The 13307-nt window shown below is 43.7% G+C and carries 7 protein-coding genes and 1 pseudogene; 2 read left to right on the top strand and 6 right to left on the bottom strand.

The features are described from left to right. Positions 1-4: 4 nt before the first annotated feature. The 3 genes and pseudogenes from tssC to AYY16_RS12920 form a co-directional block, all read right to left on the bottom strand. The gene (tssC, locus tag AYY16_RS12930; protein ID WP_067367169.1) at positions 5-1555 is read right to left on the bottom strand and encodes a type VI secretion system contractile sheath large subunit; all 1551 of its coding nucleotides are present in this window, start codon (positions 1553-1555) and stop codon (positions 5-7) included. A gap of 26 nt (positions 1556-1581) precedes the next feature. Beyond that, a pseudogene (tssB, locus tag AYY16_RS12925) lies at positions 1582-2080 on the bottom strand (type VI secretion system contractile sheath small subunit). Between the two features lie 608 nt (positions 2081-2688). Further along, positions 2689-3984, bottom strand: coding sequence for an aminotransferase class V-fold PLP-dependent enzyme (locus AYY16_RS12920; protein ID WP_067367166.1), 1296 nt, complete (start codon positions 3982-3984; stop codon positions 2689-2691). A 402-nt stretch (positions 3985-4386) separates the two neighbouring features. Here AYY16_RS12920 and AYY16_RS12915 point away from each other — a divergent pair, with 402 nt between their 5' ends. Beyond that, positions 4387-8199 carry a tetratricopeptide repeat protein gene (locus AYY16_RS12915; RefSeq protein WP_067367163.1) on the top strand — a complete coding sequence of 1271 codons (3813 nt, stop codon included), beginning with the start codon at positions 4387-4389 and terminating at the stop codon, positions 8197-8199. Positions 8200-8320: 121 nt separating this feature from the next. Continuing rightward, a complete protein-coding gene (locus tag AYY16_RS21150) occupies positions 8321-9058 on the top strand; it encodes a tetratricopeptide repeat protein (protein WP_067367161.1) in 738 nt (245 codons plus the stop codon). A 108-nt stretch (positions 9059-9166) separates the two neighbouring features. On the opposite strand, the gene AYY16_RS12905 is transcribed toward AYY16_RS21150, so the two are convergent. The 3 genes from AYY16_RS12905 to AYY16_RS12895 all read right to left on the bottom strand — a co-directional run bounded on the left by AYY16_RS12905 (position 9167) and on the right by AYY16_RS12895 (position 12914). Continuing rightward, positions 9167-9748, bottom strand: coding sequence for a beta-prism lectin domain-containing protein (locus AYY16_RS12905; RefSeq protein ID WP_067367159.1), 582 nt, complete (start codon positions 9746-9748; stop codon positions 9167-9169). Further along, positions 9720-12080 (bottom strand): inverse autotransporter beta domain-containing protein, encoded by a 2361-nt coding sequence (locus AYY16_RS12900; protein WP_067367156.1) that lies wholly within the window; start codon positions 12078-12080, stop codon positions 9720-9722. The genes AYY16_RS12905 and AYY16_RS12900 overlap by 29 nt, the downstream gene beginning before the upstream one ends. A gap of 417 nt (positions 12081-12497) precedes the next feature. Beyond that, on the bottom strand, positions 12498-12914 hold the full coding sequence (locus AYY16_RS12895; RefSeq protein ID WP_067367153.1) for a hypothetical protein: 417 nt from the start codon (positions 12912-12914) through the stop codon (positions 12498-12500). Positions 12915-13307: the final 393 nt, after the last annotated feature.

Genomic DNA, 13307 nt, shown 5'->3' with positions numbered 1-13307 from the left:
GCCCTTATGCTTTTGCTTTAGGCATCTGCGAAACCAGAGAGAGATCCACATCCATCCCTTCGACCTGGAAGTGTGGTACGGCATATAACCGGACACGGAAGAAGCCCGGGTTATCCTCAATATCTTCCACAACCACTTTGGCATCACGCAGTGGGTGAGAAGCCTGTAAATCATCACCCGGATCGGTCATTTCAGTGACCAGTCCGCGCACCCAGTTGTTCAGTTCCAGCTCAAGCAGACGGCGATCTTTTGTCGTACCGATATTTTCGCGCTGAATAAGTTTCAGGTAATGGGCAATCCGGGACAACAGGAAGATATACGGCAGACGCGCATTAATACGGCTGTTGGCTGTTGCAGCGGCAGTCTCATACAGCGCCGGTTTCTGTGCTGAGTTAGCAGAGAAGAAGCAGGAGTAATCACGGTTTTTGTAATATGACAGCGGAATGAACCCCAGGTTGGCAAATTCAAACTCACGGGTTTCCGGAATCATCACTTCAGACGGAATTTTCACCTGACTGCCGGTGCCCAGATCATACAAATGGATTGGCAGATCTTTCACCGCACCACCTGCCTGAGGTCCGCGGATTTGTACACACCAGCCATTATTGATAAAGCTTTTCACCATGTTCGCCGCAAATGAGAACGTCGCATTGGTCCACAGGTATTTATCATGATCCGGGCCTTTAACTTCTTCCACATAGTTAAAGCTGCGCACCGGAACAGTATCCGGACCATACGGCAGGCGGCCTAATACACGCGGCATCGTCAGTCCGATATAACGGGCATCATCGGAATCACGGAAAGATTTCCATTTAATGTATTCCGCGCGATCAAAGTAGTTACCGATATCTTTAATTGCCGCGACTTCTTCCATGGTTTCTTTACCAAAGAATTTGGGTCCCGCCGATCCGATAAACGGCATGTGAGCCGATGCGGACACTTTTGAAATATGGCGCAGTAATGCAATATCCTGCGGGCTGCGGTCAAACTCATAGTTTGAGATAATCGCCGCAATCGGCTCTCCGCCCGGCGTGTCATACTCTTCAATATACGTATGGTGATACAGCCCGCTCTGAATCACTTCCGGACTGTCTTCAAAGTCCTGACGTAAATCATTCTTGGCAATATCCAGTAATTCAATTTTCACATTTTGTCTGAAATCGGTACGGTCAATCAGGAATTTAAGACCACGCCAGGCTGATTCCACCGTCTGGAATTCACTGTTGTGCATCACTTCATCCAATTGCCGGCTGATTTGCGAATCCAGCTGTGCAATATGATGATCAAGCAGATTACGATCCAGGCGCTCGACTTTCTCACCTGCGGATTTCAGGCGGTCAAGAAAAACCCGGACAGCCACTGTGACACGCTCATCAGCCGTCGCATCAGCCAGTGCCGCATTATCCTGAAAGGCATTAATGTCACTAATTTCAGAAACGGGTTTCAGATTTATTTTTTCAAATAACGAGGCATAAACGCCCTGACCGACGGGGGCATCCAATACAGTGGTTTCACCTGCGTTTTGTAATTTTTCATTATTGACAGACATCAGCATCATCATCCTGTAAGTATTTAATCCAATTAGTCTTTTTTCGGTGCCAATTCAGAAAGCTCATTGCGCAATTCATTACTGAGCGCCGGGTCCTTCAGAATGTTTTCCAGTTCGCGACGGAAAGTGACGTTATCAAGCAGGTTTGATTTCAAATCACGCAGGAGATTGCGCATCGCCAGCATTGCCCGTAACTGAGGGATCTGACGGGCGACCTGTTCCGGTTCAAAATCCTTCATATCCTTGAATGAAATAGAAATATTTTCTTCTGCGCCCTCAGGCGTGAGGGTATTTTTGACAGTCAGATTAACGGTGGGATTAAATTCAGCGAGGACACTATTGAAGTTATTTTTATTCACATTGACTTTTTCGCGCTCAGACAGCGGGCGGGAATCCTGCCCGTTACTGTAATCACCAACTGCAAGCAATTTAAGAGGGAGTTCGACTTTTTTTCTGAGCACCTCCGGTGTGTAAATCGAGTTTTATATTAATACGGGCTTTGGGTACTTCATTCTGAAAGCTGTCCGACATAGCATAAATCCTTATTCTTACCTGGAATTACAAGTTTTAATCTCACGCAAATGATCTAAGTAAACCATTAACCGCTAAGATTTGGCTTAAATACATATATTTACTTATATTAAACATTGAAAAACTAATCAATATATCTTTACTATTTTTTTGATGTAGATAGATAAAACAGAAAAAAAAACACAATTACACCAGAGATGAGTTAAATAGACATGGCTATTATTAACCAATAGATATCAATAGATTAAGATGATTTGTATTATTTTTATACAATACGGATTTACGTATAAATATGTAGAAAAGCTAAAGTGTTAATTTCAGGAGAGAGTTTTAAATTTCAAAATATTAATGAATTCATCAGTGAAATGTTGGTCAGGGAATATTGCTTGCAGGATAGTGTTTGCAGAATATTGTTTATAAAAGAAAAATATTTCCGGATAAGAAAATACACTGTTTTTTCCCAGTTCCCGATTACACAATGCAGGTGTAATTCAGAGGATAATTCACAGATTTACTGACAAAACAGACTATAAAAAGCCGGCAACGGGGGCTCCGGTGAATCGGAAAATTAAACCGGGAGCCTTTATTATCCGGCTGTCACCCACCGATTACGTCCGGCTCTCTGCAATAATGTCCCGGGTTATCTGCAAAAATGCTGTTATATCCTCAGAAGAATGACAGTGCAAAGGCGATATTCTTATCAGGCTGTTCAGTCCGTAAGAGGTCAGTATCCGCTGTGAATACAGGCTGGATACTGCGCGTTCATGGACAATGACATGTCGCTTTGCAAATTCACGGACAGCATCGGTGCAATTTAAATCATCAAATACAATCCCGGTAATAAGGTTGCGGCGGCTTAAATCTCCGTTATCCACGCAGACAGTCACGCCCTGCATCGCCCGCAATCCCTGTACTTTTTCTGTGCCATTTAATAACAGATTCAATAAACCCCGTTCATGCTCTGCAATACGGTTCATTCCGGCTGCAAATAATGCCCTGCGGTTTTCTCTGCTGCTGATATCTTCAATATCAGACTCTTTTTGTCCGAGCCGGCAGATATAATCAACCACTTCAGATAATGCGGCATAGTGTGCAGGCGCCGGTGTGCCTAATTCCCAGTCAGCGTCCGCCTTACCCTTTAATTTATGGTGTACCAGACCCGCCGCTCTGTCAGAAATAAAAGCAAAGCCAACGCCTTTGACGCCGAAAAATTTATAAGGCGCAAAATTTATGGCATCTATATTCAGACCGGAAATATCGAGTACGCCATGAGGCGCATGTTGTACGGCATCAACAATAATATAAATATCCGGATTGATAGCTTTTGCCTGAGTGACAATTTTTTCAATATCGTAAATATATCCTGAGATATTTGAAGCCGCCATCACACACAGGAGAGCGGTATTTTCATCAATCAGGGATAAAATAGCATCAGCATTAACACCGCCGGTTAACGGGTCCGCATCCGCCACACGCAACTCACACTGTGTCTTTTCCGCGTAATGGCTGACCGCATCAAATGCTGACGGATGCTCTAACATGGATGTCACCATATTTGAGCCTGTCGCGTGTTCACTTATTACCCGGACAAGATCAAACATAACCTGTGAAGCGGTATAGCCCGGATAGACAGCCCCACCCTGTGCATTAAAAATAATCCTGACGTCCTCTTTTCCTTTTTGTTCTGTCTCCAGGAGATATTGCGATACAGAATATGGCTGCCCCGCGCAGTCAGGAATAGCATCCACTTCATGAAATTTTTCTTCTGCACGTTTTAACCGGAAAGAACCACCGGAATTATTAAAATACAGCCTGTGATTGCCTGATATATCCTTATCAACAAAATAAAATTTATTTTTGATTTCGTTCTGCTCTTCACGGGTAAACATTTTATATTTATTCATGTAACATTCCATTATCCCTGACAGCCCTTTTATTTTGTTACAGTATTTAAATATTACACATTTATGTAAAGCCTGTTATTTCACTTTATCAGACGGGATCAACAAATTTCTTTGATACTGCGCCAACCAACAGGAACGAACTGTTTTAATACGAATTATTTACAATCACACCTTTGTCACACTAACCTCTGTGTTATCACTATTTTTACTCATAAAATGATACAAATAAAACCAATAACAGATGTTTTAACCCGGGATTTATTATGCAATTGTCATCAAAGTTGAATTAGTTGAAATACAATTTCATTACGCTAAGCTGACGCTAAAATCTGATTATTTCTTTACGTACTTTACCTTAATTAACGACGTTTTCCGGGAGAACCGGCTATTAAAGGGATTGATATGACAAAGCAACGTAAATACGGGCTTATTCTGTTTATTATTATTGTACTGTCCGGAGGAGCCTGGCTGTCACAGTCAGGTACAGCGCCGTCAGATAAAGGCTATGAACTTTATCTGACCGGCGATACCGAAGGTGCATTCCGTTATTTCTCCGAAAATGCAGAAAAAGACCCGCAGGCCGCTTACGCACTGGCAATGATGTATCTCGGTGGTACTGATATACCGGGAAATAGTGAACTGGGGCAGCAATGGCTGCTGGCATCGGCACAGGCCGGAAATAAAAGTGCGCTCTATAATCTTGGTTTTTACCGCTACCGTGGTTTAATAAAAGAGTCACCGGACGACCTCTATGGTATTGATTCCCTGAAAAAATCAGCACAGGCGGGTGTACGGGAGGCACAGGAATTACTGGGCAGCATTTACCTCCACGATAAATACAGACATATTCCGTCAGATATAGAACTGTCCCGCAAATATATGACTGATGCCAAAGAACAAGGGTCATTTATTGCAAAGTTAGGACTGGGATATATCGCTTACCAGAATGATAAAGATTATAAAAAAGCAGTTGAAATTCTTACCCCATTACTCAGTGAGCATTTTACGTTCCCGGCAATGTTACTTGCAGGTATTTATGAAGAAGGCGGTAATGGCATCGCACAGGATCTGAACCAGGCAGAAAAATATAAATATATGGCGCTTTCACAGATAAGCTCTGTGTCCAGTGAAGATCTGGAACCACAACCACTGTCGCTTTACGGCTCACTGACACAGAAAGAAGTAACAGCCCGCCGGGATAAACTTGAAACACTGGCAAAAAATGGAAATACGCATGCCCGTTATACCCTTTTTTATATTTATGCTGATGGTGACGGTGTTATCCCCGATAAAGAAAAAGCCCTCACTTATCTGCAACCACTGATCGATGCCAACGATCCGAAAGCGATGTATGTCTGGTATGTTGCCACCCGCTCACATCCTGATTATCTGAAAAAAGCGGCTGATGCCGGTTATCCCGATGCACTTTTTATGCTGTATCAGGTTTATGCCAATATCCGCATAGACTACGACATAGAATATGACACTGAGCTGGCGAAAGAATATCTGAAACGTGCAGCGGATACCGGGCACCGCGATGCAATGATGAGAATCATCGACACCACAGCGCGCAGTTATGGCTATCCGGATAAGGAAACCAATAAGCTTGTTTCATCCTATTTAGCCAAATTGCTGGAAAAATATCCGCAAGACCCCGCTGTGCTTATGCTGGCATCTGAGCGTTATGGTGATGACAATGGTCATATTTACGATCCCGTCCGTGCATTTGAGTTTAATAAAAAAGCAGCGGAACTATCACCAGACCCGGAATATCAGGATGGTCTTGCTTATAAATACGGGCATGGCATTGGTATTAAACAAGATCTGAAAAAATCAATTGAGATATATAAATCACTTATCCGTAACAAAAATAATCATGATATAAGTGATAGCTATCACCACTTAACAGATATTTATTTTACTTACGATGGCGGGAAATATATTGATGAAAAAGAGATTATTGCTTTCCTGAAAGAAGATGTCGATGACAATAAAAACTATCGGCAAGCTTATTTCTATGCCGACATTCTGCTCCGCGACGATCCGGTTAAAAACCGGGAACGGGCCATGGAGTTATACGGAAAAGCACGGGAATACACATCACGCGCAGATATTCACCAGGCAAAAGCACTTATCGCGCTGAATACCGGAGAAAACAACCAGGCACTGAAACTGGTTCTGGATGTACTTGATAATGAACGCGCCCGTTATATTCTGTCACCAAAAGAATGGAATGATGCGGCACAAATCCTGTTCAGCGAGGGAAAGGACAATGCTGTTGCAAAAAATTTCTGGGTATATTTTGCGCTGACAGAGAATAATCCGGATGCCATAAAACTGATCGAACCACTAATCGGTCATGATCCTGCTGTCAGTTATTACTATGCGTTATTAAAATTAACACAGGCAGAAAATCAACCGGATATGACAGACGAGGCATTGCGTCCGTCTGTTGAGCTGATGCTGACTGCATCCGGACTCGGTAGTTCAGATGCGGACGAATATATTATTTCTCAGTTAAAACAAATTGAGAACACAGGAAATAAACCGGTTCATCTGCAGGCCTTTTTACGAATAACAGGACTTTCTGAACGGGATATTGTTCTCCGGTATAAAAAGTGTGCCGATGCCGGAAGCATCCGCTGCATGTATGAATTAGGGGAGATTTATGTCAATGGTAATTACGGTGAAAAAACGGATCCGGATATCGCTATCGCCTGGTATGAAAAAGTTCCGGACAAAGATTACCGGTTTACCATCTCACGTCTGAGAGACCTGAAAGAGGGCAAAGCCAAGCTTGCTGAGCTGAACGCACTGGTACAAAAAGGCAATGCAGAAGCTGCCTATTCATTAGCCTACGCCTGGAGAAACGGTAACTACGGGCTGAAAAGCGATCACGACATGTGGCTGAAATATCTGAAAATAAGTGCTGATGGTGGCTATAACGATGCCATGATCTCACTCATCGACAATTACAGTGAAACCGATACTATCAGTGCCACCGATAAAACCAATCTCCTGCACCTGTATGAACAACTTGCCGATGCCGGTGAGCAAAATTACACACGCAAACTGGCTGCCCAGTATCTCAGCGGCAGCAATCTGGTCAGCACCGATCGTCAGAAAGCCCGCCATTACTTTGCCAAAGCCGGCAGAGAGGGAAAGTATGAACTCGGGGAGATGGATAAGTTTGATCGTAACCTGCAACTCGCCGGTGAAAGTCCGGATGCCGCTTACCAGTTAGGTTATGCACTTCTGACAGGAAATGGTACACAAAAAGATCAGAAAAAATCCGTCATTTACCTCCGGCAGGCGGCACAAGCCGGTCATGACCGGGCGGCTATTCTGCTTTCAGATATACTAACAGACGGTAAATATGACAAAACTGCGCAGCAGTGGATTGTAGAGCCGGATCTGAGTGAAGCTGTTATCTGGCTGCGCCAGTACCGGGGACCGCGTGATGTGTCAGAAAATATCACATTCTATGAAACTACTCTTAAACCGGCTCTCAGCGGAGATAATAACGCCATCCTGGCGCTCGGGCAGAAGTATCAGCAGCAGGGAAATAACCCGGCGGCACAACTCTGGTTCGGGAAAAGCGCTGAAACCGGCTATGTCCCTGCATTTTGTTTACAAGCGGCGATGACTGATAACCGGATAAAAAAACAGGAAATACTGCACCGGGGCGCGGAGAAAGGGGATATCTGTTCTGAAGTACAACTTGCGGCACTTTCTTTAAGCGACCCCAACTTTACACCGGATTCTGCTGAGTGGACTGATGCTGTTTCATGGCTGGAAAAAGGTATAAAAAATGAGGACCCGGCAGTGTCGGCGGCAGCATTTACGGCGCTGGCAGGTCTCTACAGTGGTAATACACGTAATGACAGCGGAAATACATTCAGGAAGCCGGATAATGAAAAATATCTCGCTTTCCTGCAATCCGTTGCCGATCAACGGGCAGATGCACAGATAGCTCTGTTCTTCTATTACCGCAATAACAATGATATTGATAACGCCATAATTTATCTGAAAAAAGCACATGACGGCGGGGATATTTCCGCAACAGAATTGCTGTATACATTCTATATGCCATCCAAGTATTGCGAAGACTATAGAGATGCCGATAAAGCCGCTCTGTACCTGACTGAATGGCTTAAACGAACCCCGCACGAAAAAAAATCGCCGGGATCGCTACACGCAACAGCCGGAAACTGACACTAAACAACTGGGAGATGCCTGGCTGGAGGGGTACTGTAATATTGATTCAAATCCTGATAACGCCATTGCCTGGTATAAAACATCACTGGAGTACCATTCCACCCATGCGTTGTCTGCCATGTATGACGCACAGGTCAAAAATCAGAATGCCGCAGAAGCCTATTACTACGGATTATTAGCGGAGGTTTCTTCCCTGAATGAGTCAGATCTGGTTGCCGGGCTTTCAGAGCAGGATCGTAAAGCGATTGAAGCGCGTGTCCGTAAAACACAGGAATATGAAAAATACGGTCAATTTGAAAAAGAAACAGAGGTGCGCCGTCAAAAGGCTGAAAACGGGAATGCAGGTGCTGCGTTCTCCCTGGCAGTAAGTTATGCGCGGGGGGAAACCGTACCGGAAGATACGACAAAAATGCTGTATTACTATGAAATCGCGGGTAAAAATGGTTATGCACGCGCCTATAATACATTAGGTAATTTGTACCGCAAGCCAAATGAACGCGGGATAGTGACTGATGGTGAAAAAGCCCTTTCCTATTTTGATGCAGGCGCAAAACTGGGAGACAGTAATACCGCTCATCTTGCCGGTGATATGCTCTATTTCGGTCAGACCGGACTGAAAAAAGATTATGCCCGGGCCGCGCAATATTATGATATGACATCATTAGAGCAAGGGGATCACCATAGCCTGGCAAAATATAAACTGGCCCTGATTTATTACAATAAACTGGCAGGAACAGGCAGTGATGACGACCTGCGTAAAGCGCGGGATAACCTGTTACTGGCGGCAAAATACGGCGATAAAGATGCCATACAGGCGCTGAAAGAGTGGGATTTCTCCCGTATTTCCGGGCACTGATTCAGGAAAAAACACTAGTCAGGACTATTTAAAATCAGATGACCAAGTTTAAGGCTGACAGCAAAAAGCCTCTGCTTTCAACAAGCAGAGGCTTTTTAATACCGCTAATTACTTCTCAACAATAATATATTCTACGCCATTTACATATTGGTCACCGAAAGCCTTGTAACCCTGTAAACGGTAATTATCAGGAATATCATACTCCTCACTGGAGTCAACAATGACAGTTCCTTTATCTTCTCTGCCGCATTTTGTTGACGTCCCCCCGGCATAATAGAATGTAATTGAGGAAAGGACTCTATGACCTGCGTATCTGCCTGTATTTGTCACAATTTTAGAGACATTAGAGACATTCTTCACTGTAGTAAGATCTCCTCCGTTACCACCTATCCCACCCATATTGTCGACTATCCCGGCACAACGCATAGCGATGGTATAGTCAGGTGGGGTTACGACAACGGATGCTGAGTTACCAGCAGCATACCCAAATAGTTTTGAATGAATTAATGGTGACACATTCAACGTTGCCTTAATTTCAAAAGGCTGATTCTGGTATATCCCTTTTGCAATAACCTCGGTGTTACCTGCAGCTTTTGCTGTGAGAATACCCGTAGCAGCAATAGTCGCGATTCCGTTATTACTCGCAGACCATGTAGCGCTATTAGCCGGGATAATGGTTTTTTTTACCATCAGTAATATCTTTCGCCTCTAAAACATACTGATATTGCAGTGTTTCCCCCAATCTCAGATTTTCAGGCGTCAATGTAAACGTGTATTGAATAATGCTGCCATCCGTATTACCACCGTCCGTGCCGTTACCGGTGCTGCCCGGCGCTGTGGTGACGGTTTCCGTGTTACCGGTCACGCCCGCGCCGTTTTTCGCCTGTACCGAAACCGCGATCACCTTGCCGGTATCCGCTGCTTTCAGCACATAGTCCGGCAGGGTACCGTTCGCCGTTGCCGTGCCGTGACCACCGCTCACCGCGGCTTCGGTGCTGCCGCGCTCACCCCAGGCCGCCACTGAGCTGTCCTGCGGGTTACCGGTCTGCGCATCAAAGGTATAGCTGCCGCGCAGCGTCTGCCCCACTGACAGGGTGCCGCTGATCGCCACCTGACTGATTGCCGGAGCACCCGTTTCATCAGTGATGCTGCCGTTGTTGCCGCCGTCGGTGCCGTTACCGGTACTGCCCGGCACCGTGGTGACGGTTTCGGTGTTACCGGCTGTATTTAAAGCATTTCTTGCCTGTAAACTCAGTGATTTTATCTTCCCGATATCCTCTTTGACCAGGATATACCCGGGTATACTGCCGGATGTAATAACCGTTTCACTCTGATTGAGGCTGCTGGTTTTTCCCTCATTTCCCCACTGATAGCGGGATCTGTCCTCATTATTACTTCCGTTAGCATTAAATTTATACGTTCCGGTTAAGGTCTCTCCTAACGCCAGCTTACCGGTTATCATCAATTCGCTGACAGCTGGTGCCCGGCCAATAATAGCTTTCGCTGATGCAATGCTGATATTCTGAATTTTCGGAGTCAGTAAAAACTCCCCTGATGATATACCCGCTGTTACTGTGGCATAGTAAGTTCCGGGATTATCAGTGGCTTCGGTAAATTTGCTGACCGTAACATCAGACTGTGAGCCGGATAGTGATTTAACTGACATAAGAATATCTGCAGCAACACCGGTTACAGGCTGATTATCCGTATTTTGCAATTTCAGTATTAACTGCTCAGTCGACTTGCCATCATTCGGCAGCAGGATTTCTGAAGGTGATAATATACTGCCGGCCGGGCTTACTGCCGCTGAAGTTACTAATACCTGCGTACTTGCTTGTCGTGACGGATTACCCGATTCATCATATGCAATGACAGAAACCGTATAGTGATTAACAGCCCCTTTCCCGTATTGATAATCAGGCAAAATAACACTGTACTGTGTCATTCCTTCGCGGGTAATTTGTCCGCCATGTGCCAATAATTCCGGGGCACTCCATTCCACATGGCTGACACCGTGACGGCTGTTAACAGACAGGTTAAGTGTACGTTTTTCACCGGTATATCCGCTTACCTGAGCAGGAAGTGAGACTGAAATCGTTTCTTTTTTACGGTATTCCAGAATGATATGGTTATTACGATCCACAAAATCGTAACGGTTGGACTGTAACAAGCGGCTGGCAAGCAGCTGATGAGAATCAAGTTGCTGCAACATAGGTACACCAAAGGTATAATTTAGATCTATACCAAACCGTGTATCATTTTCGCCACTTTTACCCTGACGTTGTTCTGCATTAAATGTCAGTAACGGGAAAGGCGAATAATTCGCGCCAACCGTCACCGCATATGGATTTTTTTGCTGATTATCTTTACCGAATAAGCCTACGCTATCGCCGTAATATTTTTCGTAAACTAATTTACCCCCAATCTCAGGGTATGCCGGCAGATAACCTTCGGCACGCAAATCCCAACCATCGGCCGGGCGCTCTTCATAAAATTGCACATCACGGGAATCTTTCCAGTCCGACGTTCTGAAATATCCGTTAGCCGATAATTTCATAAAATCACGTTGATACTCAGCACCCAGTCCGACCCGGGAGTGACTCCGGGACCAGTCGTGATCATAGAATGTATTTACCCCGAGCATATATTCAGACGCAAAAAAACGGTAACCCAGCCCTAAGTTTGATTGGGTTCGGCTTTCTGTACGATGCAGTGACGCCTGTGAAAATACCATGTGTTCCGGTAATTCCCACAAAGGAACCAGAATATCCAGCTGTGAATTTTTTAATGTGAAATCATTATCCACATCAAATTTAACACGGGCTTTTCCCTTACCCTGCAACCATTCAGTAACTTCATTATTAGTTTGTGTATTAATTTCACCCACTGCCACAGAGCGAGCCAAATCTTTTGCCGCATCTCTGCCGGGATTATTTTGTAAAAAATGCCCTGCCTGTAATGCCGTCTGAGCAATACCTGCCGAATTACCGGCTGTTTCTGTGCCAGTGATTTCTGTACCCACTGTTTTTACCGGTTCAGATCCGCCCGGAATATCAATCTCATCACCGATGCTCAGCTCTTCAAACGGTTTTGAAAATGTTCTGAACTGATTCAGTTTTTTTAACTGTTCAAGTGTTATACCTTGCTGTTTTGCAATACCCGCAGGTGTATCGCCTAACCCCAGCGTATAAACTTTAGTTTCAGGTAATAACAGGAATTTTGTTCTATTTTCTGTTGCATGAGCGAGTATTGACGGGGTAAATGAAAGAGATAACGGGAATACAATCTGTATTCCAATATTAAAAAAATATAAAGTAGCGGTGACGAGGTGTCATTGAATTAAGTTCTGTTGTATTTGTCATAGCAGATTAGACCTATTAAAAAATGATGTTACCGGCAAAGCCTGTTAACACATGTATTTAATTTTTAACAATATAAATTAACGTGATTTTTTGCAGGTATCTTTTCTTGATGTCTCCCGCTCACGAATTATTTGCAGCGTAGTATCTTCTGTAACGTATTCACTGCCCATATCATCAAACGCTGTAAATGATAAGATTTTATAACCGTACAATGGCCCGTCGACAGGAATAGAAAAGTCATATTTTTCGTTCCCGGGGATTTGGTTAAAAGTAATAACATTGGCATTTCCGGGGTAACAATGTTCATTAAGTATCAGATATGTTATCGCAACATGCTCAATTGGTGAGGCCATTTTATTCTCAATCGTACCGCCGATACGGTATTCTTTATCTGCTCCGGCACCGACATGGAATAATAATTCAGCCTGGTTTTCAGCATACACTGAAGAACATGAAAAAAATAAAAAAACATAATAAAAAACAAATTGTTTCATTACAACTCTGGTAATCTTTAAATTTAGCCGACGACTTTAAGTCTTTATAATAAATACGTTATTATCTGAACTGATACATGTTTTAGTGAAACCGCAGATACAAAGCATCGAAAATAGATTAATCATAAAAAGACAGATTGTATTTATACCTGAATAAAGATCTGTCCTTATCCGGGACACTTATATATCAAACGAGATAATAACTGCAGAAATCATACCATACTCACTGAAATAGTGATTAAATAATAGCCAATAAAGCAAAGCATCATTAAAACTATACAATTCAAAATACTGAAAAAACCAGATGAGAACGTTAACTCCGTCGGTTCAGAAATACAATTACATGGGTTATTTTCTGTTTTATAAGCATTTTTTATTTAAATAGCTTTACTT

It is taken from the genome of Morganella psychrotolerans, assembly GCF_001676155.1.
Lineage (GTDB): Bacteria > Pseudomonadota > Gammaproteobacteria > Enterobacterales > Enterobacteriaceae > Morganella > Morganella psychrotolerans.
Note: the sequence above shows the minus strand (reverse complement) of the source record. Positions and strands in the feature narration are given on the sequence as shown.

What these genes read in the sequence shown, in the direction of transcription:
- AYY16_RS12915 (WP_067367163.1), top strand. Translation starts at nt 4,387, where the DNA reads ATGACAAAGCAACGTAAATACGGGCTTATTCTGTTTATTATTATTGTA.
- tssC (WP_067367169.1), bottom strand. Translation starts at nt 1,555, where the DNA reads ATGCTGATGTCTGTCAATAATGAAAAATTACAAAACGCAGGTGAAACC.
- AYY16_RS21150 (WP_067367161.1), top strand. Translation starts at nt 8,321, where the DNA reads ATGTATGACGCACAGGTCAAAAATCAGAATGCCGCAGAAGCCTATTAC.
- AYY16_RS12905 (WP_067367159.1), bottom strand. Translation starts at nt 9,748, where the DNA reads ATGGTAAAAAAAACCATTATCCCGGCTAATAGCGCTACATGGTCTGCG.
- AYY16_RS12895 (WP_067367153.1), bottom strand. Translation starts at nt 12,914, where the DNA reads ATGAAACAATTTGTTTTTTATTATGTTTTTTTATTTTTTTCATGTTCT.
- AYY16_RS12920 (WP_067367166.1), bottom strand. Translation starts at nt 3,984, where the DNA reads ATGAATAAATATAAAATGTTTACCCGTGAAGAGCAGAACGAAATCAAA.